Consider the following 24,378-nt stretch of genomic DNA (forward strand, 5'->3'; position numbering starts at 1 on the left):
GCACCGGACGATCACGCCCGTCGCCGAACCAGTGGACCGCGCGGCCACATCCCGGGGTTCCTCCACGGGCGGTGCTCCAGCAGATGGGCCTCAAGTTGGGGGTATCGAGCCGCCGTTGCCTTGAAGATCATCGCTGCGCGGACCGGACGTCGGATGCACGCGGCATTCCGTGCAGGGTCCACTCTTGTCGGCAGGCGAGCGCCGCCGGCCTCCTGGTTGCAGATCCGGAAGAAACGCCTCGGGCGGGCGACAAGGCTGCATCCAGGGGCCGCCAGGTCTACAGCTCACGCCCGCGAGACGACAGCTCGACAGAAAGGCCGTGAAGAGGGCTTGACTGTCGTCATGCCGCACCGTCCTTGCCGATGCGGCCGAACTGCTCGTCCAGGACGGACAGCCGCCGCCAGTACTCCTCTTCGTCGATCTCGCCGGCGGCGAAGCGACGACCGAGCATCGCGATCGGCGAGCTCTCGCCGTGCGTCGCGCGGGTCGGATGCCAGGGGCCGCGACGGCCGCGCCATACGGTGCGGCGCAGGACGGTGACGACGCCGATGAAGACGGCCGCCCAGATCAGCGGGAAGAACAGAATCCACGGGCCGGGCCCGTCGTAGGCCAGCGTGTTCATCTCGGCTCAGCTCCTCAGTGGCGATGGTGGTGCGTGTTTCCTCGTCGCTTCCGAGGCTCCCGCCGACCGGGTCTCACGTCGTCGTACGGCCAGCGGCAGTGCACGTACCACCCGGGGAGTACGCGGGGCCTTCGCGGCTGCTCCGGGCCGCTCCGGTTTCTGTACCTACTAGTATGTACAGTGGGCTGATGAGCACTCCTGAACGGCTGATCGAGGCCACCCGCGAGCTGCTGTGGGAGCGCGGCTATGTGGGCACCAGCCCCAAGGCGATCCAGCAGCAGGCGGGCGCCGGCCAGGGCAGCATGTACCACCACTTCACGGGCAAGCCCGACCTGGCGCTGGCCGCGATCCGGCGTACCGCGCAGGAGATGCGCGCGATCGCCGAAGTGACGCTCGGCGGCGACGGCACAACATACGAGCGGATCAGCGCGTATCTGCAGCGAGAGCGCGATGTACTGCGCGGCTGCCCGGTCGGCCGTCTCACGATGGACCCGGACGTCATCGCCAACGACGAGCTGCGCGCCCCGGTCGAGGAGACGCTCGACTGGCTGCGCGGACGCCTCACCGGGATCGTCCAGGAGGGCCTGGACGCGGGCGAGTTCACGGCCCCGGTAGATCCGGCCGGGACGGCGGCGGTGATCGTCGCGACGGTGCAGGGCGGCTATGTGCTGGCGCGTGCATCCGGCTCTCCGGCCGCCTTCGACACGGCGGTCGGCGGACTGCTCGCGCTGCTCACCCCTCGTAACACCACTGACGCCTAAGGGAAGTCCGCGCCGACGAGCGCCCCGCCCGACCCCACGCACCGAGGAGCCCTTCATGCATGCCATGCAGTACGAGATCACGCTGCCCGCCGACTATGACATGGAGATCATCCGTAAGCGGGTGGCGACGAAGGGCCATCTGCTCGACGACTTTCCCGGCCTCGGTCTGAAGGCCTATCTGATGCGCGAACGCGTCGACGGCTCGCCGGTCAATCAGTACGCACCGCTCTACCTGTGGATCGCGCCGGAAGGCATGAACTCCTTCCTCTGGGGCCCCGGATTCCAGGGCATCGTCAACGACTTCGGACGTCCCGTGGTCCAGCACTGGACAGGACTGGCGTACGAGGAGGGCCCGGCGGCCGGGGCCGTGCCCCGGTCCGCCACGCGTCGTCGGGTGCGGATACGCGAGGACGAGCGGCCCGCCTTCGCCGTGGAGAAGGCGCTCGCCGCGCATCAACAGCTGGCGCGCGCGGACAACGTGGTCGCGGCCGCCGTCGCCATCGATCCGCGGCACTGGGAGCTGCTGCACTTCGCACTGTGGGCCGAGGACGCGCCCGAGGCGATCGGTGACGTCTTCCAGGTGCTGCATCTCTCCGCCCCGCACCGTACGGAGCTGCCGCGGGGGCAGCAGTGGTGAGCCTCGTCCGTACCGTGCTCGGCGACATCCCGGCCGGCGGGTTGGGGATCTGCGACGCCCACGACCATCTGTTCCTGCGCAGCCCGCGGCTGCCGGGACAGGAGCTGGACGATCCGGCGGACGCGGCCGTGCGCCTGCGCGCCTTCCGCGAGCTCGGCGGCCGGTCGGTCGTGCAGTGGACTCCGTACGGCCTGGGACGCAGGCCCGAGGAGCTGGCAGCGCTCTCCCGCGCGACCGGCGCCCATGTGGTGGCCGCCACCGGTCTCCATCAGGCCGTGCACTACGCCCCTGAGATGCTCGGCCGCCTCCCGGAGGACCTTGCCGAACTGTTCACGGCCGAAGTGACCGAGGGTATCGGCGGTACCGGGATCCGGGCCGGTCTGATCAAGGTGGCGGGCGCCTTCCACGGCATCGACGCGCATGCCCGGCTCACCATGACGGCCGCGGCCCTGGCCCATCACCGTACGGGCGCGCCCATCGCAGTCCATCTGGAACTGGGCACGGCAGCGCTGGAGGTACTCGATCGGCTCTGCGGCGCGTTGGAGGTTCTGCCGCAGCATGTGATCCTCGGTCATCTCGGCCGCTCTCCGGACATGGCCGGCCAGCGGGACGCGGCAGCGACGGGTGCCTATCTCGCCTTTGACGGCCCCTCGCGGGCCCATCACGGCACGGACTGGCGCCTGCCCGACGATCTGGCGGCGCTCGCGGACGCGGGTTACGCCGGCCAGCTGTTGCTGGGCGGCGACATGACGACTCCGGAAACCCCCGGTATGCCGTATCTGCTGCACAGACTGCGGCCGCGGCTCGAACCGGCCCTCGGCAAGGACGTGATGGACCGGATCCTCGTACGGAATCCGGCCCGCGCCTTCGCCCTCCACCGGTCCTAGATCAGGTCTTCCAGCTCGTGTTCCATCCGTCGGCGTACACGCGCTTCGTGAATGAGGCGTCCCACGAGCGCGCCCCCGTAGACGACGAAGCCGACACCCACGAGCCAGGACTGGATGACGAGCACGGTCCCGAACGGGCCGTAGGTGACGGCGTTGGAGGCGATCAGCGGCGAGAAGACAAGCTGTGAGAAGACCCGCAGGCCGAGCATCCCCACCGCCGTGGCCACCGCCCCGGGCAGCAGGGCGCGCCAGCGGACCCGGCCGCCGAGCAGCACGCGCTGGGAAAGCCAGAAGAACAGAACCGTGCCGATCAGGTCTCCCAGGCCGCCGAACACCGTGGCCGGGGCGGAGTCGGCCGGCAGCGGCGCACTGACGAAGGCCAGGCTGGCGGCGACGAGCAGGGCCAGCCAGACGACATGCCGCCACATGGTGTGCCAGCGGGCCGTCGGCAGATCCCACACCTTCTCGTAGCCGGTCTGAACGGCCGACCCGAAGGTCAGACCGAAGACGGTGAGGGCGGCGAGACCGAACGCGGTCGTGCGCTGCAGCGCCTGCCCAGGCACGCCGAACAGCCGCTCGACCTCGTCCAGGGACGACTCCGAGACCCCCAGTGCCTGGCCCAGCCAGCGGGCGAAGCCCTGTCCACTCGCCGGGTCCGCCGCCGCGACGACGACCAGAAGGGGGACGAGTGTCAGAAAGCCCAGTGCGGCGAAGCCCATGGCGCGGTGCATCAGCTCCAGCTCACGGCCGCGCTCCCAGGCCAGGCCGATGGGAGACGCGTAAAACCTGCGGCGCAGGTCCTGAAGCCGGTGCGCATGGTGATCCGGGCCGGAGGGCTTGTGGGTCATAGGTTGTCGATTACCCGAAAGTGCAGTGAGAGGTGTCCATTGTGCCCCCGGACGGGTGGTGGCGCCTGCGCCGTCGACCGGTCGTTGAGCCGGCCCTGCCGAACGGCGGAGGCCGTCCGTGCCGACCGGTCGACGCCCGCCCCCGTCCCCGCCCGCCGTCGTGTATGAGCCGGGTACGCCGACGCACAGTCCGCCGGGCCATACGCCGGCCGCCGTCAGCCGATCGCACCCAGCGGGTCGTCGAGTACCGGCTGCCACGCCAACTCGGCCGCCCCCACCAGGCTGTTGTGGTCGAGCGTGCAGGCGAGGATCGGCACACCGCCGCTGCGCCCCCACAGGCTGCGGTCGGCGACCACGGCGCGCAGCCGTTCGGGATCGGCGTCGAGCAGCTCGCGGTGCAGTCCGCCGAGGATGATGCGATCGGGGTTGAGGATGTTGACGAGCCCGGCGAGCCCGAGGCCGAGCCGGTCGATGAGCTCCTCGGCCGCGTTCCGTACGGCCGGGTCGTCGTACTCCGTGCGCAGCAGATCCCGGGACTGCTGCAGCAGCGAGACCTCGGGGCCCGGGCGGCGGCCCGCGGCGGTGAGGAAGGCGAGCGGGTCGGCCTCGACGTCGAGGCAGCCGCGGCTGCCGCAGTGGCAGGGGCGGCCCTCGGGGTTGACCGTGAGGTGCCCGACCTCGAGGGCGAGACCCGAACTGCCGGTGTGCAGACGACCGTCGAGGACGAGCGCGCCACCGACGCCGCGATGGCCGGTGGCGACGCAGAGCAGATGCTGGGCGCCACGGCCCGCGCCGTGGCGGTGCTCGGCGAGCGCCGCGAGGTTGACATCGTTGCCGGTGAAGGCGGGGCCCTGGATGCCCGCCGCGCGGACGCGTTCGGCGAAGATGTCGCGGACGGGAGCCCCGGCCGGCCAGGCGAGGTGCAGCGGGTTGAGGGCGGTGCCTTCCGGTTCGGCGACGGCGGAGGGCACGGCGAGGCCCGCGCCCACGCACCGCCGACCGCTCTCGCGCAGCAGGGCCGCGCCTGCTTCGACGACTTCGCCGAGCACCTGCGCCGGGTCTTCGGAGACGGTGACGCAGCCGGGCGCGGTCGCGACCGTACGGCCGCCGAGCCCCACGAGCGCGGCGCGGAATCCGTCGGCGTGCACCTGCGCGGCGAGAACGACCGGGCCCGCGTCGTCGACAGCGAGGCGGTGCGAGGGCCGGCCCTGCGAGCCGGCGGCGGCGCCCGGGCGCGAGTCGACCCGGATCAGCCCGAGCGCTTCGAGTTCGGCGGCCACCGCGCCGGCGGTGGCGCGGGTGACTCCGAGCTCAGCGGTGAGCACGGCGCGGGTGGGCGCCCGGCCCGTATGAACCAGTTCCAGCGCGGGGCCGAGCGCGCTGCGGCCTCTCTCCAGCCTCGTCCTGGTGGTCATCGCCTTGCCGTTCATGCAGGCGAGTCTCCCATGATCCGGAGGCTGAGCAGCCGCCTTGTACGGATCGGGCCCGACCCCTATCCTGAGTTTGTGCCGCTTCTAAACAAACTACGGACGGCCGTACCGGGGGGACCTGGCGGAAACACCGCCCCACCCTCCCTGTCACCCCTCCGTACCGCGCTGACCGTGTTCTTCGCCCTCGACGGCTTCATCTTCGCCGGCTGGGTGGTCCGTATCCCCGCCATCAAGCAGCAGACCGGCTCGTCCGCGAGCGATCTGGGCCTCGCCCTGCTCGGAGTGTCGGCGGGCGCGGTGGTGACGATGACGCTCACCGGGCGGCTCTGCCGCCGCTTCGGCAGCCATCCGGTGACGGTCGTCAGTGGCGCACTGCTGGCGCTGAGCATCGCGCTCCCGCCACTGACGCATTCCGCGCTTGCCCTCGGTCTTGTGCTGCTGGTCTTCGGTGCGGCGTACGGCGGGATCAATGTCGCCATGAACAGCGCCGCGGTCGATCTGGTCGCGGCGATGCGGCGGCCCGTGATGCCCAGCTTCCACGCCGCGTTCAGCCTCGGCGGGATGATCGGCGCGGGCCTCGGCGGCCTGGTCGCCGGCGGCCTCTCCCCCACCGCTCATCTGCTCGGCCTCACCGGCATCGGTCTGTTGGTCACGGCAGCCGCCGGGCGCGTGCTGCTGCGCCGTCCCGCACCCGTCACCGAGCGCACCACGGCGGTGCCGGGCCCGCGCCGCCTCCAGGGCCGTACGCGCCAACTCGTCGTACTCTTCGGCGTGATCGCGCTCTGCACGGCGTACGGGGAAGGGGCGATGGCCGACTGGGGAGCGCTCCATCTCGAGCAGGATCTGCACGCCCACCCGGGCGTCGCCGCCGCCGGATACTCCTTCTTCGCCCTGGCCATGACGGCCGGCCGGCTCTCCGGCACGGCCCTGCTGGAGCGGCTCGGCCAGACCCGCACGCTCGTCGCGGGCGGCACGACGGCGGCGGCCGGCATGGTGCTGGGCGCGCTCGCGCCGACGGTGTGGCTGGCATTGCTCGGTTTCGCCGTGACCGGTCTGGGGCTCGCGAACATCTTCCCGGTGGCGGTGGCCAGGGCGGGCGCGCTCGCCGGTCCAGGCGGGGTCGCGGCCGCGTCGACGCTCGGCTATGGCGGGATGCTGCTGGGACCGCCGGCGATCGGGTTCCTCGCCGACTGGTTCTCACTGCCGGTGGCGATGACGACGGTGGCGGCGCTGGCGGGTGGCGCGGCGCTCATCGGGTACTCGGCCCGGAACGCGTCCGCACCCCGAGCCGACTGAGTACTCCTGCTGCCTGCTCAGGCGGATCCGCCGCCCGGGAGCCGATCAGCAAGGCATGACCTCTCGCCGCCCGGGTGACCTCGCGCGATCGGCTTTGGGCAACGCCGTCTCACTGGTCCACCTCGGCGTTGTCGCCGTGCTGGCCCTGACAGGAGTTCCTGCTGGGGTTCCTGTGGCTTTGATGCGCCGCGGTATCCGTACGACGGCCCTGCCGCCGGTCGGGCCGCGCTGGCACAATCTCCCGCATGGAGACCGCTGAGCTGATCAAGTCCCTTGTCCGGGAGGGCCAACTGCTGGCCGCGGCCGCAGCCGAGGCAGGCCCCGAAGCGAGTGTGCCGACCTGCCCCGGCTGGCAGGTGCGGGATCTGCTCCGGCACATCAGCATGGTCCACCGCTGGGCGACCGCCTTCATCACCGAGGGCTACACAAGCTTCCAGCCCGCCGACGACCAGCCCGAGCTCGACGGCGACGAGTTGCTGGAGTGGTTCCGGGAGGGGCACGGTCTCCTGGTGGCCGCGCTGAGCGAGGCGCCCGCGGATGTGGAGTGCTGGAGCTTTCTGCCCGCACCCTCACCGTTGGCGTTCTGGGCCAGGCGGCAGGCGCACGAGACGGCCGTCCACCGCACGGACGCCGAGTCGGCGCTCGGCGGGAAGCCGGGGCCGGTCGCCGCGGACCTCGCGTTGGACGGGATCGACGAGCTGCTCGGCGCCTTTCACGCCCGCTCCCGGAGCCGGGTGCGCACCGAGGAGCCGCGTGTCCTGCGCGTACATACCAGCGACACGGACGACGTGTGGACGGTACGGCTGTCGGCCGGGGCTCCGCGCACGGAGCGCACCGAAAAGGGGCCCGCGGACTGCGAGTTGAGGGGGACGGCGGAGCAGCTCTATCTGACGCTGTGGAACCGGTTGCCGCTCACCACCGTGTCCGTCACCGGCGACGCGGAGCTCGCGGGGCTGTGGCGCGAGCTGTCCGCCATCACCTGGTCCTAGCGGTCCCCAGCCCCTCGTACGGAAGCCCACGGAGATTTACGTGGACGGGCCCGGCTTCACGTGGACAGCCCGGGTCTACGTGGACAGCCCGGCTTCACATGAAAGGGCTCGGCCTTACGTGGAAGGGCCCGACAGCATCCTGGAGAGCACCGCGCGCTGCAGCGGCTGCACCTCGGCATGGCGGGCCCGTCCGGCGTCGGTGAGCGCGACCCGCACTCCCCGCCGGTCCTCGCTGCACATCCCGCGGGTGACAAGCCCGTCCTTCTCCAGCCGCGCCACCAGGCGCGACAGCGCGCTCTGGCTCAGGTGGACCCGGGATGCCAGCTCCTGAACACGGAAGGAACAGTCGCCGCCGTCCGACGTCTCTTCGGCGAGTACGTCGAGGACCTCGAAGTCACTGGCGCCGAGCCCGTGCTGATGCAGCTCGCGGTCGAGCTCGCAGATCGTACGGGCGTGCAGCGCAAGGACGTCCCGCCACTCCTCGACGAGCACTCGCTCGGACTTCTTTGCCGCCATGACCGCACGTTAGCAGAAAAGACGCACTTTGTTGCATCGGAATTAAATGCACTTGCACTCAATGCATGTGCATGTACTGTCCTCCTCATGACCTCTCCGCTCAACGTCCCCGTAGCGCAGGAGCGCTGGAGCCCGCGGCTGTGGGGCACTCTCCTTGTGCTCTGCGCCGCGATGTTCCTCGACGCCCTCGACGTCTCGATGGTCGGCGTCGCCCTGCCCTCGATCGCGACAGATCTCCATCTGACCACCTCTGCCCTGCAATGGGTCGTCAGCGGCTACATCCTTGGATACGGCGGTCTGCTGCTGCTCGGCGGCCGCGCGGCCGACCTCCTGGGCCGGCGTCGGGTCTTCCTGATCGCGCTCGCCGTCTTCGCGCTCGCCTCGCTGCTCGGCGGACTGGTCGACTCCGGTCCGCTGCTGATCGCCAGCCGCTTCATCAAGGGTCTGAGCGCCGCGTTCACCGCCCCCGCCGGGCTCTCCATCATCACCACAACCTTCAGGGAAGGCCCTCAGCGCAACCGCGCGCTGGCCATCTACACCACCTGCGCCGCCACCGGCTTCTCGATGGGCCTGGTCCTCTCCGGACTGCTCACCGAGGTGAGCTGGCGGCTGACCATGCTGCTGCCCGCGCCCATCGCCCTGATCGCGCTGCTGGCCGGCATCAAGCTGATCCCGCAGAGCAGCCGTGAGGACTCCGGGAAGGGTTACGACCTCCCGGGCGCCGTCACCGGCACGGCCTCGATGCTGCTGCTCGTCTTCACCGTCGTCCAGGCCCCCGAGGTGGGCTGGGCCTCGGCGCGCACCCTGCTGTCCTTCCTCGCCGTCGCCGTGCTGCTCACCGTGTTCGTCACCATCGAACGGCGCAGCTCGCACCCGCTGATCCGGTTGGGTGTGCTGCGCTCGGGGAGCCAGATCCGCGCCAACCTCGGCGCGGCCTTCTTCTTCGGCTCGTACGTCGGTTTCCAGTTCCTCGTCACTCAGTACATGCAGTCCCTGCTCGGCTGGTCGGCGCTGCAGACGGCGCTGGCCTTCCTTCCGGCGGGCGCTCTGGTGGCGCTCTCCTCGACAAAGATCGGCTCGGTCGTGGACCGGTTCGGCACACCGCGCGTGATAGCCGCCGGCTTCACGCTGCTGGTGATCGCGTACGCGCTCTTCGTCCAGATCGACCTCACGCCGAGCTACGCCGCCGTGATCCTGCCGTCGATGCTGCTGCTCGGCGCGGCCTGCGCGCTGGTCTTCCCCTCACTCAACATCCAGGCCACCAACGGGGTGGAGGACCATGAGCAGGGCATGGTCTCCGGCCTGCTGAACACCTCGATCCAGGTCGGCGGCGCCATCTTCCTGGCCGTCGTCACCGCGGTGATCACGGCGGGCGGTGACAAGGGCCGCTCTCCGCAGGAGGTGCTCGACAGCTTCCGGCCCGGCCTGGTGGTGGTGACCGCGATCGCGGCAGCCGGACTACTGATCACGCTGACCGGGCTGCGGACCCGCCGTGCCGTGCCGAGTGTCCTGGTCGCGAAGTCCTCCGGACAGCCGGTTCAGGAAGAGCCCGAGCGGGTGGCGGTCGGCGACTGACCCACACTCAGCTCTCCCGAGGGGGCGGCGGCCGACGGACTCCTTGCCCGTCGGCCACCGCCCTGTGACACTTCGGACATGGGGCGACGTACACAGGCGGAGCGGGACGCCTTGACCATCGAGACCGGATACGCGCTCCTCAGCGCGGTCCTGGTCGCGGCGGTCGTCTTCGGAGTGATCGCGGGACCGAAGCTGATGTTCGCCATGCCGTACACCGCCGAGCGCGGGCTGCTCATCGCGGGCGGCGCGGCGGCCGCGGTCGCCTTCGTGGTGCGCGTCGTGACGGTGCTGTGGCGTTTTCCGCGTACGCCGCCTCAGCCGAGCCAGCCGGGCCGCACCAGCCCCGACTCATAGGCCAGCACGACGAGTTGGGCCCGGTCGCGGGCGCCGAGCTTCACCATCGTGCGGCTCACATGAGTCTTGGCGGTGAGCGGGCTGACGACAAGCCGGCGGGCGATCTCCTCATTGGAGAGGCCGATGCCGACCAGGGCCATCACCTCCCGCTCCCGTTCGGTGAGTTCGGCGAGGCCCTCGGCGTCCGTGGGTGCTTTGGAGCGGGCAGCGAACTCCGCGATCAGACGCCGCGTCACTCCCGGCGACAGCAGCGCGTCCCCGTGCACCACCGCCCGTACCGCACGCAGCAATTCCTCCGGCTCGGTGTCCTTGACCAGAAAGCCCGAAGCACCGGAGCGGATCGCCTCGAAGACGTACTCGTCGAGCTCGAAGGTGGTGAGCATGACCACCTTCACCCCGTTCAGCCGCTCGTCCTCGGTGATCCGGCGGGTGGCGGCGAGACCGTCGAGCAGCGGCATGCGGATGTCCATCAGCACCACGTCGGGGCGCAGTTCACGCACCAGCCGCACCGCCTCCTCGCCGTCACCGGCCTCGCCCGCCACCCCGATGTCCTGCTGGGCGTCGAGCAACGCCCGGAATCCTGCCCTGACCAGCAGCTGGTCGTCGGCGAGCAGTACGCGGATCACATCGTCTCCTTCGGCCGCACAGGAAGCTCCGCCCGTACCCGGAAGCCGCCGCCCGGGCGCGGGCCCGCATCGATCGTGCCACCGAGGGTGGCGGCACGCTCCCGCATTCCGACAAGGCCGTTGCCGCTGCCGCCCGCGTCCGAGCCGGTGGCCGGTCCTTCGTCGTCGATCCGGAGGTCGAGGCGGCCGGGCGCATAGCCGATCCGTACCCGCGCGGTGCGCGAGCCCGAGTGACGTACGACGTTGGTGAGCGCTTCCTGGACGATCCGGAAGGCGGCGAGATCCGTGCCGGGCGGGAGGGCGGTCCGGTCGCCGTCCGTCTCGACCTCGACGCTCAGTCCGGCACTCGCGGCCTGTTCGACGAGTTCGGGCAGCCGGTCGAGGCCGGGCGCGGGTGCGCGTGGGGCATCTCCCGGCGTACGCAGTGTGTCGAGGACCTGCCGCACCTCGCCCAGCGCCTCCTTGCTGGCCGCCTTGATGGTGGTGAGCGCGGTGCGGGCCTGCTCGGGGTTGGTGTCGAGCAGCGCGAGGCCCACCCCCGCCTGGACATTGATGACCGAGATGGAGTGCGCCAGGACGTCGTGCAACTCGCGGGCTATCCGCAGCCGCTCCTCGTCGGCGCGGCGTTTCTCGGCGGCGGCGCGCTCGATACGCTCACGGGCCCAGACCTCGCGTCGGACACGTACGAGCTCCGAGGCCGCGAGGACGGCCACCACCCAGGCCGCGATGACCAGCTCCTGCGCCCAGGGCGCGGCCTTGTCGCCGTGCGGCGGCAGATCGGCGTACAGCCAGTGGGCAATCAGCAGATGACCGACCCAGAGGCCGCCGACGGCCCACCAGGCGGCACGCCGGTGCCCGGAGGTGACGGCGGCGAAAGCGCCGACCGCGACGGTGAGGAAGACCGGGCCGTTCGGATAGCCCGCGGCGAAGTAGGCCAGCGCTGTCGCGGCCGCGCCGAAGACGGCGACGACGGGCCACCGGTTGCGCAGCAGCAGGAACGCCGGTCCCGCGAGCAGCAACACCCGCGCGAAGGCGTCGAGCGCCTCACGGTGCTGGCCCTGGGCGGCGAAATTCGACCCCATCAGCACGAACACGGCCAGCACGAGGGTCGATGGCCAGGGCACCCTTGCGTTGTTCCGCCGTGCCTCCCAGTGACGCAACGGCGGTGGTCCGCCCTGTGCCCAGGGGGAACCACCGCAGTTCCGGGTGCGCTGCTCTTCCATACCGGCAACGCTAGACCGGGGCCGGGGCGGCGGGCGTCAGCCAGGCGTGGCGATCACACATACTCCCTGCGCAGTACGGCGACGGGGGCCGACGCCTCCTGGAGCCCGACGGGTCCCTACCGGTGCCGCAGTCCGACCTCGTGCGCGAGGCGGGCCGCGGCCTGGCCGAAGAAGACGGCCCGCTCCTCGACGACCCGGTTGAACTGGCCGAAGAGCTCGAAGGAGATGAGGCCGAAGAGCTGGGACCACGCGGCCACCAGGGCCACCACGACGGCGGGCGGCAGGTCGGGGGCGATAGCGGCGGTGAGCCGGTGCGCTTCGGGGCGCAGTTCCTCGGCGAGCGGCGGCAGCGCGATGCCGCCCGAGCGGTGGGCGTCGCGGGCGACGGAGATCAGCGCGAGGCCGACGCGGGAGGCGGGTCCGACAGTGTCCTGGGGCGCGGTGTAGCCGGGGACCGGAGAGCCGTAGATCAGGGCGTACTCATGAGGGTGGGCGAGGGCCCAGGCGCGTACGGCCGAACAGATCGCGATCCAGCGGGCGGGGTGGTCGTCCGGGTCCGGGGCAGCGGCGAGGGCGGTCGCGGCCGCGGCGCCGACCGCATCGTAGGCGTCGACGATGAGGGCGGTCAGCAGATCGTCACGGCTCGGGAAGTAGCGGTAGAGAGCGGAGGACACCATGCCCAGCTCGCGGGCGACAGCACGCAGGGAGAGCTTCGCCGCTCCCTCGGCCGCGAGCTGTTTGCGAGCCTCGTCCTTGATGGCTGCGGTGACTTCGATACGGGCCCGTTCCCTGGCCCCACGGATCGTGGACATGAGGTGCAGTCTTTCACGTTTCGGAGCACTGACCAACAACGAGAGCACTGCTCTTGCTTTGGATCACCGATCAGGTGCACACTGCTCTCAAGCGAGAGCAGTGCTCTCTCTATGATTCTCTCGACACCACTGGAGATCACCATGTCGCAGGCGCACTACATCAAGCCCGGCCGCTTCGACAACATCGTCAACGGCACCATCGGCTGGCTGACCCGACGCGGCGTCAGCCTGATGGGCACCGCGGAGCTCTCCGTACGCGGCCGCACCAGCGGCGAATGGCGACGCATCCCGGTCAACCCGCTCCCCTACGAGGGCGGCCCGTATCTGATCTCCGCCCGCGGCCACTCCCAGTGGGTCCGCAATCTGCGCGCCGCGGGCGGCGGGCAGCTCCAAGTCGGCCGCAAGACCCAGCAGTTCACCGCGGTGGAGCTGGCCGACGAGGAGAAGCCCGTGCTGCTGCGCACCTACCTCGAGCGCTGGGGCTGGGAGGTCGGCCGGTTCTTCGGCGACGTCAACGCCAAGTCCACGGACGAGGAGCTGCTCGCCGCGGCGCACAAGCACCCCGTCTTCCGGATCACCGTGACCAAGTGACACCGGGCCGGGCGACACCGTGACACAGTGCAACACCGTGAGACAGGGCAACACCCTGTCACCGGGCGACAGCGTGACACAGGCGCCGGGCGATACCCGGCTCAGGGCGGCCGGGGTGGGACGGGCCCGGACGGCCCGAACGGTTCGGGGCAGCCCGGGCAGCCCGTCAGGCGCGCCGGTCCATCATTTCCAGTGCCCGCCGCGCCACCGCATGCGTACGCACCAGACCGGCCAGCGTCGTCGATCCCCGCGTAATGTCCGCGAACGCCTTCCACGCCGGCCGCAAACCGGTGATCGCCGCATGCAGCAGCCCCGGACGCCGCTCGAAGATCGCGAGCATCCGCCGCCCGACCCCCATCTCCACACCCAGCCCGGCCTTGATCGCGAACGCGTAGTTCAGCGCCTGCCGACGGGCGTCCACGGCATCGTGGGCCTCAGAGATCCGTACGGCCCACTCCCCCGCGAGCCGCCCCGACCGCAGCGCGAAGGAGATGCCCTCCCGGGTCCACGGCTCGAGCAGCCCGGCGGCGTCCCCGCACACCAGCACCCGCCCGCGCGACAGCGGCGAGTCGTCGCTGCGGCACCGGGTCAGATGCCCCGAGGAGATCGCCGGCTCGAATCCCGCGAGCCCCAGGCGAGCGATGAAGTCCTCCAGATAGCGCTTGGTCGCCGTGCCCTCGCCTCGGGCCGAGATCACTCCGACCGTCAGCGTCCGCCCCTTGGGGAACACCCAGCCGTAACTCCCGGGCATCGGCCCCCAGTCGATGAGCACCCGGCCCGCCCAGTCCTCGGCCACCGTCGCCGGCACCGGGATCTCCGCCTCGAGGCCGAGATCGACCTGGTCGAGCTTCACCCCGACATGCGCGCCTATCCGGCTGGCGCTGCCGTCCGCGCCCACGACCGCACGCGCCAGCACGGTCTCGCCGTCGGCGAGCACCACGGCGACCGTGCGCCGGTCCGGGACGGCAGGGCCGTGCTGCTCGACGCGGGAGACGGTCGCGCCGGTACGCAGCACGACGCCGGCCTTCTGCGCCTGCTCCACAAGAGCGGCGTCGAACTCGGGTCGGTTGATGAGCCCGAAGAGCATCCGCTTGGAGCGGCGGGTACGGGCCAGCTTGCCGTTCAGAGAGAAGGTGACGGCGTGCACCCTGTCCTGCAGCGGCAGTTCGAAGCCTGGCGGGAGGCTGTCGCGCGAGGGGCCGATGATCCCTCCGCCGCATGTCTTGTAGCGGGGCAATTCCGACTTCTCCAACAGGAGCACCTGGCGGCCCGCGACCGCCGCCGCATAGGCCGCCGAAGCGCCCGCGGGCCCGCCGCCGACCACGACGACATCCCACACCGGCTCGCCGTACTCACCTACGGCATCTGCGTTCTCGCTGCTCACGATCTGCTTCTGCTCCCGATCCGACGCATGATCCACGCTCTCGACGGCATCCTACGGCGCGGTCGCTTCCCGCCCCTGTGCGAGGATCAACCACACATTCGCCGTACACACACCGCACAACGTCGCACCCACGAGGAGCGTGCCCATGACCGTCAATCCGATCGCCGAGACCATTGCCTCCTTTATGCCCCGCGCCCAGGCGGAGCTCACGGAGCTGGTGGCCTTCCAATCGGTGGCGGACGAGGCCGTGGCGCCGAAGAGCGAGTGCGAGGCCGCCGCGAACTGGGTGGCCGGTGCGCTGCGCGCCGAGGGATTCCAGGATGTCGCGCTCCTGGACACCCCTGACGGTTCGCAGTCGGTGTACGGGCTGCTGCCCGGCCCGGAGGGTGCGCCGACGGTGCTGCTGTACGCGCATTACGACGTGCAGCCGAAGCTGGACGAGTCCGCGTGGGTGACCCCGCCGTTCGAGCTGACCGAGCGGGACAGCCGCTGGTACGGGCGTGGCGCCGCCGACTGCAAGGGCGGCTTCATCATGCACCTGCTCGCCCTGCGCGGCCTCAAGGCGAACGGCGGCGTACCGGTGAGCATCAAGGTGATCGTGGAGGGCTCTGAGGAGCAGGGCACGGGTGGTCTTGAGCAGTACGCCGAGGCGCACCCGGAGCTGCTGACGGCCGACGCCGTCGTGATCGGCGACACCGGGAACTTCCGGGTGGGCCTGCCGACGGTGACGGCGACGCTGCGCGGTATGACGATGATCCGGGTCCAGGTCGACACTCTCGAGGGCAATCTGCACTCGGGCCAGTTCGGCGGCGCCGCGCCCGACGCGCTGGCCGCGCTCATCCGCGTACTCGATTCGCTGCGCGCCGAGGACGGTTCCACGGTGGTCGACGGGCTCACCGCGGACTCGGCCTGGGAGGGGCTGCAGTACCCGGAGGGCGAGTTCCGCAAGGACGCCAAGGTCCTCGACGGTGTCGGCCTGATCGGCAGCGGCACGGTCGCCGACCGTATCTGGGCGCGCCCCGCCGTCACCGTGATCGGCATCGACTGCCACCCGGTGGCCGGTGCGACCCCCTCCATCCCGGCGACCGCCCGGGCGCAGATCAGCCTGCGGGTGCCGCCCGGCCAGGACGCGGCCGAGGCGACCAAGCTGCTGTTCGCACACATCGAGAAGCACACTCCGTGGAACGCCCGCGTCACGCTCGAGCAGGTGGGCCAGGGCCAGCCGTTCCGGGCGGACGTCTCCAGCCCGGCGTACACCTCGATGGCCGACGCGATGCGCATCGCGTACCCGGGCGAGGAGATGCAGTCCGCCGGCATGGGCGGCTCGATCCCGCTGTGCAACACGCTCGCCGCGCTCTACCCCCAGGCGGAGATCCTGCTGATCGGCCTGAGCGAGCCCGAGGCACAGATCCATGCGGTGAACGAGTCGGTGTCGCCCGAGGAGCTGGAGCGGCTGTCCGTCGCCGAGGCCCTCTTCCTGGTCAACTACGCCGAGTCCAAGAAGGCTTGAGCGCTCGGCGGCGATCGCGGAGAAGGTAGATCCGTGCGGGTCCGGCACGACGGTGACCAGTTGACTCCGGACGCGGGGATGTTGCGCGTCAGCCGACGGGGACGCCGGCCTCCAGGTTGAGCACGGTCCCGCGCTCGCGCGCGCGCAGTGCCCAGCGCAGGCGTTCGTAACGGGGCGGCGGCAGCAGTTCCGCCGCCTCCTCCTCGCCGACGAACCGCCAGCCGCGCAGCTCCGATCCGGGCAGCAGCACCCGCCGCGCCTCACCGCTCGGCAGCCGGCCGCCGTCGAAGAGCAGCCGCAGTCCGCCGAATCCCGGCGGCCGCGGCGGCTCCCAGTCGACCACCAACAGCCTGGGCACCTCCCCGAGTTCGATGCCGAGCTCTTCGGTGACCTCGCGCATCCCCGCGCGTGCCGGTGCCTCGCCGCGCTCCACCACCCCGCCGGGGAACTCCCAGCCCGGCTTGTAGGTGGGGTCGACGAGCAGCACCCGGTCCGCCTCGTCGAAGAGCAGCACTCCGGCGGCGAGAGTTTCGGCGCTCGGCTCGGGCGTCTGGACGATCTCGCAGGCCGCGGCGGCCCCGGTCCGTACCGCTTCGGCGATCCGCTGCGCCGTCTCCTGCGGATCCAGCCGGCTGGTGTCGATGACGTGCGCGTCCGCGCTGATCCAGTCGAGGGCCGCGAGATAGGGCTCGATGTGTTCGTACGCCCACTGTCTGACGCGCTGTTCGGCGTCGGGGATGTCCGGCTCCTCGCGGTTGGCTATCCGCTCGCGCAGGATCGTTTCACCCGGGGACAGCAGCACATGGCGCACCGAGATCCTGCGGGAGGCGAGCCCGCCGAAGATCTCGTCGCGGTACTCCTGGCGCAGCAGCGTCATCGGCACCACCAGCACCCCGCCCAGCTCGGCGAGCAGCGCCGCGGCGGTGTCCACCACGAGCCGCCGCCAGATCGGCAGATCCTGATAGTCGCTCACCTCGGCGAGCCGCTTCTGGGGCAGCTGGTGGCCGAGAGAGCCGCCGATCAGTTCGGGGTCGTAGAACGTGCTGTTCGGGATCAGATCGATCAGTTCGCGTGCGGTACTGGTCTTGCCCGCTCCGAACGCACCGTTGATCCAGACGATCACGGTTCCCCCTCTGCCGTAGCCCCCAGTGGATTGCCCGCAACACCCTGCCACGGAAACCCGTTGCAGGAACCGGCCGGTTGATCACGTACACAACTGTGGCCGTGCTGTTGCCGGTTCACCACCACCGTCCCGCGCCCTGACGCGTCTCACCATACGAACGGATGCCCCCGCCGGGCCGTGACACCCGGGCGCGGAGCGTCGTTGGAGCGGGAGAGACAAGGGGGTGCGGGATGCGCCGTACGGTGTTGGAGCAGTTTCCCGCCGGGGGTCCGCGCGGAAGCTGGCCGGCCGAGGAGTTCGCACGGGCACGCCGGGACGAGGGGCTGGCGGCGGAGGTCGTGATGGACCTCGAATCGGATGCCTTCCTGGTGGTCGTTCCGCAGCGGACCGCGGATGCGATGGTCTAGCGCCACGGCTTCCGCCCCGGGCCGGGACGGAAGCCGGCCTGCCGTCCGACTCAGCCCTTGGTGGAGCCGAGGGTGAGCCCGGCGATGAAGTGGCGCTGGAGCAGCAGGAAGACCAGCAGCGTCGGCAGTGCCACGATCACCGAACCCGCCGCCAGCAGGTTGTAGTCGGTGAAGAACTGACCGCGGAGGTTGTTCAGCGCCGACGTGATGGGCAGCTTGTCGCCGTCGGAGATGAAGACGAGAGCCCAGAGGAAGTCGTTGTACATCCAGGTGAACTGCAGCGTGCCGAGCGCCGCGAGGGCGGGGCGGCAGAGCGGCAGCGTGATGCGCCAGTACTGCGTCCACACACTCGCGCCGTCCACGATCGCCGCCTCCAGGATCTCCTGCGGCAGGGTGCGCATGAAGTTGGCGAGGACGAAGACACAGAACCCGATCTGGAAGCCGACCTGGACGGAGATGACGGCCCAGTACGAGTCGAACATCGTCATCGAGTCGGACATCCAGTACGGCAACGGGATGCGGTTGAACAGGACGTACAGCGGAGTGACGATCACCTGCTGGGGCAGCAGATTGCCGGCGGTGAAGAGCATCAGCAGCACGATCGAGCCGCGCATCCTCAGCCGCGACACGGCGAAGGCGACGAAGGAGGCGAAGAAGAGCGCGAGCAGCACTCCCGGCACGGCGATGATCAGGGTGTTGATGAAGTACTTCATCATCCCCGAGTCGCTGAAGGCCTGTTGGTAGTAGTCGAAGGAGAGCTTCTTCGGCAGCGAGAAGTAGCCGTGCTCGGAGGTCTCGTCGTACGGCCGCAGCGAGGCGTACACCGCGAGCAGCAGGGGCGCCAGGAAGGCCAGCGAGACAGTCATCAGAAACGCGTGCACCCCGAGCCGGCCGGGGCGCAGGGCGCGCCTGCGGGGCGGTGGGGCCGCGGCCGGTGTGGTGGCGGGCGCCGGGGCGGTGTCGATCGTCATCGGTTCTTCTCCCCACGGATCTCCTGGACCAGATACGTCACGACGAATCCCATGGAGACAAGCAGCAGCACCACGGCGATCGCGGAACCGAAGCCGATCCGGCTGGCCTCGCCGATGATGTTGTCGGTGACGAGGACCGAGAGCAGCTCCAGGCCGTTTCTGCCTTTGTTGACGGCGTAGACGATGTCGAAGGCGCGCAGCGCCTCGATGACAGTGATGACGCCGACGATGACATTGACGGGCCGCAAGGTCGGGAAGACGACACGGAAGAAGGTCTGCCGCTCGCTCGCACCGTCGATGGCGGCGGCTTCCTTCAGCGAGGGGTCGACGGCTTTGAGGCCGGCCAGGTAGAGGATCATGACATAGCCGGTGTGCCGCCAGGCCGCGGCCAGCAGGATCATCCAGATGTTGAGGTCGGGATCGCCGAGCCAGTCGGTGGGGTTCTCGGTGTCCGCGAGGATCGCGTTGAGCGCGCCCTGGTCGCGGGAGAAGACCAGTTGGGCGATGAAGCCGACGACGGCGAGCGAGAGCACCACCGGCATGTAGAGCGTCGACTGGTAGAAGCGGCTGAACCGTACGCCCCGGTCGATGAGGACGGCCAGCAGCAGTCCGAACGGGGTCGCGATCAGTCCGAGGAAGGCCAGCCAGAGCAGGTTGTGGCGGGCGGCGGGCCAGAACTGCGGATAGTTGGTGAAGAGGTTCTCGTAGTTCTTCGTGCCGACCCAGTGGATGTCTCCGATGCCGTCCCAGCTGGTGAAGGAGAGCACGATGGAGGCGAGGGTCGGCCCCCACACGATGGCCACGTCGAGCAGGATCGGTATGCCCAGCAGCACGCCGAGTACGGCGAGGTCGCGGCGGGTGAACCGCCGCGGACCTCGTCGAGCGGCGCGCCGCGGGGTGCTCACTCTCGTTCGCCCCGCGGTGTCGTTCGGGGTGCCCCGGTCGGCCTGCGGTTCCGGCCGGGGGTCCGGGGGCTGTCCCCCGGGAGATTGCAGCAGCGGCACGGGTGGTGGCTCCAAGTCGGTTTCGGCCGGTGTCAGTCAGTCTTCGGAGGCAAAGATGGTCTTCTTCTGCCGCTCGATGCTGTTGACCAACCCATCCACGTCCTTCGGCTTGTTGATGAAGGTCTGAATGGCCGGGATCATCACGGTCGAGGAGAAGTCCGGCCTCGTGTCCCGGTCCAGGAACTGCGAGATCTGCTTGGCGCCCGAGACGAGTTCGACGGCCTTCTTCTGCAGCGGGGAGTACTTCGAGATGTCGGCCTGGTCGCTCACGGCGATGTTGTTGGGGTCACTGGCGAGATAGATGTCCTCCGCCTTGCCCGTGGCCAGCCACTTGAGCAGGTCCTTGGCGCTCTCCAGGCTCTTGTCGTTCTTGAGGTCCTTCGACTTCTTCGCGAGCAGGAACCCGTCGATGGGCGCCTCGACCGCGTCCTGGCCGTGCTCGGGATTGATCACCGGGAACGGGAAGAAGTCGATGTCGGCCTGCTCGCCCTTGGGGAACTGGGCGCCGGGGTGCGGGAGTCCGAAGACCGCCATGCCCGCCTGCTTCTTCTGCAGACTGGTCGCGGCCTCCTGCCAGGTGCGGCCGTTGGCTCCGGGCTGGCAGTACGGGAGGATGCTGCGCCAGGTGTCGAAGACGTCCTTGACGCGCTTGTCGGTCCACGCCTCCTTGCCCGCCATCAGGTTCTTGTGGAACTCGTATCCGTTGCTGCGCATGTTGATGTAGTCGAACGTGCCCATCGCCGGCCAGCCGTCCTTGTCGCAGAACGCGATGGGGACGAGCTTGTCCTTCTGCATCTGCTTGGCGAGCGCTATGTACTCGTCGAGCGTCTTGGGAGCCTGGTAGCCGTGCTGCTCGAAGACGCTCTTCCGGTGGAAGACGGCCCATGGGTAGTAGTAGTACGGCGTGAGGTACTGCTTGCCGTCCTCACCCGTGGACTGGGCCTTCAGCGCCGGCGAGAAGCCCTGGTAGCCCGCCCAGTTGTCGCTGATGTCGTGCAACAGGCCCTTCTTGGCGAAGAACTGCATGCGGTAGCCCGCGAACCACATGAAGACGGAGTCCGGCTTGCCCTGCAGGTAGCGGTTGATGTTCTCCTGGAAGGTGTTGTGGTCAACGGTGTTGACCTTGATCTTCCGTCCGTCCTTCGACTGCTTGCCGTATGCGGAGAACGCGTCGGCGAAAGCCTTCTTCGGCACCGGGTCGGACGAGTTGGACCCCAAAGTGATGGTCTTGCCGTCCCCGCCGGGCCCACTGCCGCACGCGGCGAGCAGCGAGGGCAGCGCGACCGCACCTGCACCCGCCGCTGCGCCACGCAGCAGATTCCGCCGGGACATCCGATGTCCTGCCACGCTCCCGGGCGCGGCGGAACCGTTGAACGATGACTGCGCCATGTCCCCTCCTCCGGGGTGCAACTCAACACAACCCAACGCGAGAATTGGATCTCACTCCCAGAAAGGGGTGTCGTCAAGGGTTTTGGCGAGACATCGAACAACCGTTACCGCATCTCTTCCAACAGACTCCAACACGGCCTACCGTAAACGCTCGCGACTGACACGTACATGCCGCCATCCCAAAATGCGCGAGTACGGAGGAACGTTACGATGCGTCACCTTCCCACCCGCAGTACCCGCCACAGAGTCGTCGGAGCGCTGGCCGCCGCGCTGCTCGGCGCGGCGGGGCTGGGCACACCGGCTCTCGCCGCCGGTGCCCCGGCCGCCCCGGCCGCTCCCCCGGCCGCGGCCCCGGCCGCGGCCCCACAGCTCGACGAAGGGCTCGCCCTGACCCCTCCGATGGGGTTCAACAACTGGAACTCGACCCACTGCAGGGCGGAGTTCAACGAGGCGATGGTCAAGGGAATCGCCGGTATCTTCGTCGAGAGGGGCCTCAAGGCCGCCGGCTATCAGTACGTCAATCTCGACGACTGCTGGGTGCTGCCGCAGCGCGACACGAACGGCAAGCTGGTGCCCGACCCGGTGCGCTTCCCCAACGGGATCAAGGCCGTGGCCGACTATGTCCACTCCAAGGGGCTGAAGTTCGGCATCTACACCAGCGCCGGGACCAAGACCTGCAACACCGCGGGCTTTCCCGGCGGACTCGGCCACGAGTACAGCGACGCGCAGCAGTTCGCCGACTGGGGCGTCGACTACCTCAAGTACGACAACTGCAACAACCAGGGTGTGGACGCCGAACTCCGCTACAACACGATGCGGGACGCGGTGAAGGCCGCCGCTGAGACAACGGGACGTCCCATCGTCTACAACATCTGCGAGTGGGGACAGAACAAGCCCTGGGAGTGGGCCACCGGAGTAGGTCAACTGTGGCGCACCACCGGCGACATCAGCGACAACTGGGGCTCCATGCTGTCGATCATGAAGAAGAACCTGCCGCTGGCTCAGTACGCGGGACCCGGTCACTGGAACGACCCCGACATGCTGGAGGTCGGCAACGGCGGGATGACGGGCACCGAGTACCGCTCCCACTTCTCCATGTGGTCGATCATGGCGTCGCCGCTGCTCATCGGCTCCGATCTGCGCAAGGCGCCCGCAGCGGCCTTCGAGATCCTCGGCAACCGCGAGGTCATCGCGGTCGACCAGGACCCGCTCGGCAAGCAGGGCACCGTGATCAGCTCCGAAGGCGGCCGCTGGGTGGTGGCCAAGGAGATGGCGGACGGCAGCCGCACGGTCGCGCTCTTCAACGAGAACAGCAGCCCGCAGCGGATCGCCACCACGGCCGAGGCCGCCGGCCTGCCCGACGCCGCCGGCTACCGGCTGCGCGATCTGTGGCAGCACACCGACGCCAACACCGCGGGCACGATCTCGGCGACGGTGCCCGCGCACGGCACGGTGCTGGTGCGCGTCTCGACGGACCGGAAGTGGGCGCTGCTGCCGCCCGCCCTCGAAGTGAACGCCGACGAGGGCCTGATGGCCGAGGCCGGCGAGACCGCGGAGCTCACCTCGACCGTCACCGATCTGGGCCGTACGCCCGCGCTCGCCGTCTCCGTATCCCTGACCGGACCCGAAGGCTGGCGGATCAAGGCCACCTCCAGGTCCGCCACTCCGGCGCTCGCCGGCGGCAGCAGACTCACGACCGGCTGGGAGGTCGTCGTGCCGCGGACCACCCCGACCGGCTCGTACGGACTGACACTGACGACCAAGTACCACTCGCTGACCGGACAGCGGCTCACCACCTCGGCACCGGCGAGCGTGCATGTGGTCGTGGCGCCGCCCGCGGGCCGGACGTATCTCAGTGATCTCGGCGCACTGAGCGCGGAGAACGGCTGGGGTCCCATGGAGAAGGACACCAGCAACGGCGAGAGCAAGGCCGGCGACGGCAAGCCGATCACCATCGGCGGCCAGGTCTTCGCCAAGGGCCTCGGTGTGCACGCCGCGAGCGCCGTGGCGTACTACGCGGGCCGTAGGTGCACCACCGTCACCGCGCAGGTCGGCCTGGACGACGAGAAGGGGGCGAAGGGCACGGTCGCCTTCGAGATCTGGGCGGACGGGAAGAAGGCCGCCTCGACGGACGTACTGACCAACGCCATGCCCGCACAGCCGATTTCGGCGGATGTCAGTGGTGCGAAGGTCGTACGTCTGGTGGTCACCGACGGCGGTGACGGGGTCGACTCCGACCACGCCGACTGGGCCGACCTCAGGATCGGCTGCTGACAACCGCTGCCGCCTCGCCGTCACGGCCGAGCGAGGCGGCAGCGGCCGCACCCACCAGACCGGCGTCCGTGCCCGTCAGGGCCGGAGCCACCGTCAGCCGCTGTACGAAGGAGAGCGTGGCGTAGTCGTGCAGGGCACGGCGCAGCGGCGCGAAGAGCACATCGCCCGCGCCCGCCACTCCTCCGCCGATGACGGCAATCTCGATCTCGACGAGGGTCGCCGTGGCGGCGATCCCGGCGGCGAGAGCCTGGGCCGCCCGCTCGAAGGAGGCGACCGCGACCGGGTGTCCGGCCCTGGCGGCGACGGCCACGGCGGCGGCCGAGGTGTCGCCGTCGGCACCGGGCTGCCAGCCGTTCTCCAGCGCCCGGCGCGCGATGTTCGGGCCGCTGGCGATCCGCTCCACGCAGCCGCGCGCGCCGCACGGGCAGAGATCGCCGTCCAGGTCGACGCTGATGTGGCCGATGTGCCCGGCGTTGCCGGTGGGTCCCGGATGGAGCTTCCCGCCAAGGACGAGTCCACCGCCGACACCGGTCGAGACCACCATGCACAGGGCGTTGTCGTAGCCGCGGGCCGCGCCTTGCCAGTGCTCGGCCGCGGTCATCGCGACGCCGTCGCCGACCAGCGCGACGGGCAGCCCGTCGGCGACCCGGCGCACCCGCGCGACCAGCGGAAAGTCGCGCCAGCCTGGGACATTGACCGGGCTGACCGTACCGGCGGAGGCGTCCACCGGACCAGCGCTGCCGATGCCGACGGCCGAGGCCCGCACCCAGAGCGGGGAGGCGGCGAGCTCGGCCAGGACCGCCTCGACGGCGCGCATCACGGTGTCGCCGTCCTCACGGGCGGGTGTCGGGCGCTGCGCCCGCAGCACAATCCCGCCGCTGCCGTCCACCAACGCGCCGGCGATCTTGGTGCCGCCGATATCGAGCGCGGCGACGAGGTCGGTATGCATCGGTGTGGGATCCCCCGGGGAGCTGTCGGACCTGCGGATTCAGTAACAGTCTCCATTCCCCTGACAACGTTGTCCAGGGCCTATGCTCGACGCCACACCCTCGCACACCGGACAACGACAGGACAGCGCACCGTGGCCGAGACCGACCGTCACCCGCCGACGGCGGGCCGCACCCGAGGCCCCGAGCCCCGCTACGGCAA

Annotated in this window: 24 protein-coding genes; 11 read left to right on the forward strand and 13 right to left on the reverse strand. The window is 70.1% G+C overall.

Features of this window, described 5'->3' with window-relative positions; translation table 11 throughout:
• Positions 1-340: 340 nt before the first annotated feature.
• Entirely contained in the window at positions 341-622 is a 282-nt protein-coding gene (locus OG735_RS04670; protein ID WP_327321866.1) for an SHOCT domain-containing protein, read from the reverse strand.
• A gap of 188 nt (positions 623-810) precedes the next feature.
• Between OG735_RS04670 and OG735_RS04675 the strand changes: the two genes are divergently transcribed.
• From OG735_RS04675 to OG735_RS04685, 3 genes are read left to right on the forward strand one after another with little or no spacing between them, the layout of a single operon-like run.
• Positions 811-1,383, forward strand: a complete 573-nt coding sequence (locus OG735_RS04675) for a TetR/AcrR family transcriptional regulator (protein WP_327321867.1) — start codon at positions 811-813, stop codon at positions 1,381-1,383.
• A gap of 55 nt (positions 1,384-1,438) precedes the next feature.
• Entirely contained in the window at positions 1,439-2,020 is a 582-nt protein-coding gene (locus tag OG735_RS04680; protein WP_327321868.1) for a DUF4865 family protein, read from the forward strand.
• On the forward strand, positions 2,014-2,907 hold the full coding sequence (locus OG735_RS04685; protein WP_327321869.1) for a phosphotriesterase family protein: 894 nt from the start codon (positions 2,014-2,016) through the stop codon (positions 2,905-2,907). The genes OG735_RS04680 and OG735_RS04685 overlap by 7 nt, the downstream gene beginning before the upstream one ends.
• Here the strand turns inward: OG735_RS04685 and OG735_RS04690 are convergent.
• Entirely contained in the window at positions 2,904-3,755 is an 852-nt protein-coding gene (locus OG735_RS04690; protein ID WP_327321870.1) for a YhjD/YihY/BrkB family envelope integrity protein, read from the reverse strand. The genes OG735_RS04685 and OG735_RS04690 overlap by 4 nt on opposite strands.
• A 215-nt stretch (positions 3,756-3,970) precedes the next feature.
• Positions 3,971-5,185: an ROK family protein gene (locus OG735_RS04695; protein WP_327321871.1), complete on the reverse strand. Its 1,215-nt coding sequence runs from the start codon at positions 5,183-5,185 to the stop codon at positions 3,971-3,973.
• 75 nt (positions 5,186-5,260) lie between these two features.
• Between OG735_RS04695 and OG735_RS04700 the strand changes: the two genes are divergently transcribed.
• Both OG735_RS04700 and OG735_RS04705 read left to right on the forward strand, forming a co-directional pair.
• Complete coding sequence (locus OG735_RS04700) at positions 5,261-6,481, forward strand: MFS transporter (protein WP_327321872.1); 1,221 nt, start codon at positions 5,261-5,263, stop codon at positions 6,479-6,481.
• Positions 6,482-6,726: 245 nt separating this feature from the next.
• On the forward strand, positions 6,727-7,470 hold the full coding sequence (locus OG735_RS04705) for a maleylpyruvate isomerase family mycothiol-dependent enzyme (RefSeq protein WP_327321873.1): 744 nt from the start codon (positions 6,727-6,729) through the stop codon (positions 7,468-7,470).
• A 114-nt stretch (positions 7,471-7,584) separates the two neighbouring features.
• Here OG735_RS04705 and OG735_RS04710 read toward each other — a convergent pair whose 3' ends face one another.
• Positions 7,585-7,986 (reverse strand): MarR family winged helix-turn-helix transcriptional regulator, encoded by a 402-nt coding sequence (locus tag OG735_RS04710; protein ID WP_327321874.1) that lies wholly within the window; start codon positions 7,984-7,986, stop codon positions 7,585-7,587.
• A gap of 87 nt (positions 7,987-8,073) precedes the next feature.
• Between OG735_RS04710 and OG735_RS04715 the strand changes: the two genes are divergently transcribed.
• Positions 8,074-9,561 (forward strand): MFS transporter, encoded by a 1,488-nt coding sequence (locus OG735_RS04715; protein ID WP_327321875.1) that lies wholly within the window; start codon positions 8,074-8,076, stop codon positions 9,559-9,561.
• 78 nt (positions 9,562-9,639) lie between these two features.
• On the forward strand, positions 9,640-9,915 hold the full coding sequence (locus OG735_RS04720; protein ID WP_327321876.1) for a DUF6332 family protein: 276 nt from the start codon (positions 9,640-9,642) through the stop codon (positions 9,913-9,915).
• Here OG735_RS04720 and OG735_RS04725 read toward each other — a convergent pair.
• The 3 genes from OG735_RS04725 to OG735_RS04735 form a co-directional block, all read right to left on the reverse strand.
• A complete protein-coding gene (locus OG735_RS04725; protein ID WP_327321877.1) occupies positions 9,876-10,541 on the reverse strand; it encodes a response regulator transcription factor in 666 nt (221 codons plus the stop codon). The genes OG735_RS04720 and OG735_RS04725 overlap by 40 nt on opposite strands.
• The gene (locus OG735_RS04730; protein WP_327321878.1) at positions 10,538-11,764 is read right to left on the reverse strand and encodes a sensor histidine kinase; all 1,227 of its coding nucleotides are present in this window, start codon (positions 11,762-11,764) and stop codon (positions 10,538-10,540) included. Before OG735_RS04730 ends, OG735_RS04725 begins: the two co-directional genes overlap by 4 nt.
• Positions 11,765-11,880: 116 nt before the next feature.
• Entirely contained in the window at positions 11,881-12,576 is a 696-nt protein-coding gene (locus OG735_RS04735) for a TetR/AcrR family transcriptional regulator (RefSeq protein WP_327321879.1), read from the reverse strand.
• A 141-nt stretch (positions 12,577-12,717) separates the two neighbouring features.
• Between OG735_RS04735 and OG735_RS04740 the strand changes: the two genes are divergently transcribed.
• Complete coding sequence (locus OG735_RS04740) at positions 12,718-13,167, forward strand: nitroreductase family deazaflavin-dependent oxidoreductase (protein WP_442812584.1); 450 nt, start codon at positions 12,718-12,720, stop codon at positions 13,165-13,167.
• A 166-nt stretch (positions 13,168-13,333) separates the two neighbouring features.
• On the opposite strand, the gene OG735_RS04745 is transcribed toward OG735_RS04740, so the two are convergent.
• A complete protein-coding gene (locus OG735_RS04745) occupies positions 13,334-14,551 on the reverse strand; it encodes a geranylgeranyl reductase family protein (RefSeq protein ID WP_327321881.1) in 1,218 nt (405 codons plus the stop codon).
• A gap of 145 nt (positions 14,552-14,696) precedes the next feature.
• Here OG735_RS04745 and OG735_RS04750 point away from each other — a divergent pair, with 145 nt between their 5' ends.
• Positions 14,697-16,061, forward strand: coding sequence for a dipeptidase (locus OG735_RS04750; RefSeq protein ID WP_327321882.1), 1,365 nt, complete (start codon positions 14,697-14,699; stop codon positions 16,059-16,061).
• Positions 16,062-16,149: 88 nt separating this feature from the next.
• Here OG735_RS04750 and OG735_RS04755 read toward each other — a convergent pair whose 3' ends face one another.
• Positions 16,150-17,184 (reverse strand): NUDIX domain-containing protein, encoded by a 1,035-nt coding sequence (locus OG735_RS04755; RefSeq protein ID WP_327321883.1) that lies wholly within the window; start codon positions 17,182-17,184, stop codon positions 16,150-16,152.
• A gap of 230 nt (positions 17,185-17,414) precedes the next feature.
• On the opposite strand from OG735_RS04755, the gene OG735_RS04760 reads away from it, so the two are divergent.
• Complete coding sequence (locus OG735_RS04760) at positions 17,415-17,591, forward strand: hypothetical protein (protein WP_327321884.1); 177 nt, start codon at positions 17,415-17,417, stop codon at positions 17,589-17,591.
• 50 nt (positions 17,592-17,641) lie between these two features.
• Here the strand turns inward: OG735_RS04760 and OG735_RS04765 are convergent, their stop codons facing one another.
• The 3 genes from OG735_RS04765 to OG735_RS04775 all read right to left on the reverse strand — a co-directional run bounded on the left by OG735_RS04765 (position 17,642) and on the right by OG735_RS04775 (position 20,898).
• Complete coding sequence (locus OG735_RS04765; protein WP_327321885.1) at positions 17,642-18,562, reverse strand: carbohydrate ABC transporter permease; 921 nt, start codon at positions 18,560-18,562, stop codon at positions 17,642-17,644.
• Complete coding sequence (locus OG735_RS04770) at positions 18,559-19,467, reverse strand: carbohydrate ABC transporter permease (protein WP_327321886.1); 909 nt, start codon at positions 19,465-19,467, stop codon at positions 18,559-18,561. Before OG735_RS04770 ends, OG735_RS04765 begins: the two co-directional genes overlap by 4 nt.
• A 135-nt stretch (positions 19,468-19,602) precedes the next feature.
• Positions 19,603-20,898 (reverse strand): ABC transporter substrate-binding protein, encoded by a 1,296-nt coding sequence (locus OG735_RS04775; RefSeq protein WP_327328205.1) that lies wholly within the window; start codon positions 20,896-20,898, stop codon positions 19,603-19,605.
• A gap of 267 nt (positions 20,899-21,165) precedes the next feature.
• On the opposite strand from OG735_RS04775, the gene OG735_RS04780 reads away from it, so the two are divergent.
• Positions 21,166-23,229, forward strand: coding sequence for an NPCBM/NEW2 domain-containing protein (locus tag OG735_RS04780; RefSeq protein WP_327321887.1), 2,064 nt, complete (start codon positions 21,166-21,168; stop codon positions 23,227-23,229).
• Here the strand turns inward: OG735_RS04780 and OG735_RS04785 are convergent.
• Positions 23,213-24,178 carry an ROK family protein gene (locus OG735_RS04785; RefSeq protein WP_327321888.1) on the reverse strand — a complete coding sequence of 322 codons (966 nt, stop codon included), beginning with the start codon at positions 24,176-24,178 and terminating at the stop codon, positions 23,213-23,215. The two genes, OG735_RS04780 and OG735_RS04785, sit on opposite strands and share 17 nt — an antisense overlap.
• Positions 24,179-24,378 lie beyond the last annotated feature (200 nt).

This window comes from Streptomyces sp. NBC_01210 (genome assembly GCF_036010325.1).
Classification (GTDB): Bacteria; Actinomycetota; Actinomycetes; order Streptomycetales; family Streptomycetaceae; genus Streptomyces.

Bases quoted from the DNA above. Each gene is read 5' to 3' on its own strand.
- OG735_RS04705 (WP_327321873.1), top strand. From the start codon at position 6,727: ATGGAGACCGCTGAGCTGATCAAGTCCCTTGTCCGGGAGGGCCAACTG.
- OG735_RS04715 (WP_327321875.1), top strand. From the start codon at position 8,074: ATGACCTCTCCGCTCAACGTCCCCGTAGCGCAGGAGCGCTGGAGCCCG.
- OG735_RS04735 (WP_327321879.1), bottom strand. From the start codon at position 12,576: ATGTCCACGATCCGTGGGGCCAGGGAACGGGCCCGTATCGAAGTCACC.
- OG735_RS04780 (WP_327321887.1), top strand. From the start codon at position 21,166: ATGCGTCACCTTCCCACCCGCAGTACCCGCCACAGAGTCGTCGGAGCG.
- OG735_RS04750 (WP_327321882.1), top strand. From the start codon at position 14,697: ATGACCGTCAATCCGATCGCCGAGACCATTGCCTCCTTTATGCCCCGC.
- OG735_RS04710 (WP_327321874.1), bottom strand. From the start codon at position 7,986: ATGGCGGCAAAGAAGTCCGAGCGAGTGCTCGTCGAGGAGTGGCGGGAC.
- OG735_RS04785 (WP_327321888.1), bottom strand. From the start codon at position 24,178: ATGCATACCGACCTCGTCGCCGCGCTCGATATCGGCGGCACCAAGATC.
- OG735_RS04675 (WP_327321867.1), top strand. From the start codon at position 811: ATGAGCACTCCTGAACGGCTGATCGAGGCCACCCGCGAGCTGCTGTGG.
- OG735_RS04720 (WP_327321876.1), top strand. From the start codon at position 9,640: ATGGGGCGACGTACACAGGCGGAGCGGGACGCCTTGACCATCGAGACC.
- OG735_RS04775 (WP_327328205.1), bottom strand. From the start codon at position 20,898: ATGTCCCGGCGGAATCTGCTGCGTGGCGCAGCGGCGGGTGCAGGTGCG.
- OG735_RS04760 (WP_327321884.1), top strand. From the start codon at position 17,415: ATGCGCCGTACGGTGTTGGAGCAGTTTCCCGCCGGGGGTCCGCGCGGA.
- OG735_RS04690 (WP_327321870.1), bottom strand. From the start codon at position 3,755: ATGACCCACAAGCCCTCCGGCCCGGATCACCATGCGCACCGGCTTCAG.
- OG735_RS04740 (WP_442812584.1), top strand. From the start codon at position 12,718: ATGTCGCAGGCGCACTACATCAAGCCCGGCCGCTTCGACAACATCGTC.
- OG735_RS04765 (WP_327321885.1), bottom strand. From the start codon at position 18,562: ATGACGATCGACACCGCCCCGGCGCCCGCCACCACACCGGCCGCGGCC.
- OG735_RS04670 (WP_327321866.1), bottom strand. From the start codon at position 622: ATGAACACGCTGGCCTACGACGGGCCCGGCCCGTGGATTCTGTTCTTC.
- OG735_RS04730 (WP_327321878.1), bottom strand. From the start codon at position 11,764: ATGGAAGAGCAGCGCACCCGGAACTGCGGTGGTTCCCCCTGGGCACAG.
- OG735_RS04680 (WP_327321868.1), top strand. From the start codon at position 1,439: ATGCATGCCATGCAGTACGAGATCACGCTGCCCGCCGACTATGACATG.
- OG735_RS04695 (WP_327321871.1), bottom strand. From the start codon at position 5,185: ATGAACGGCAAGGCGATGACCACCAGGACGAGGCTGGAGAGAGGCCGC.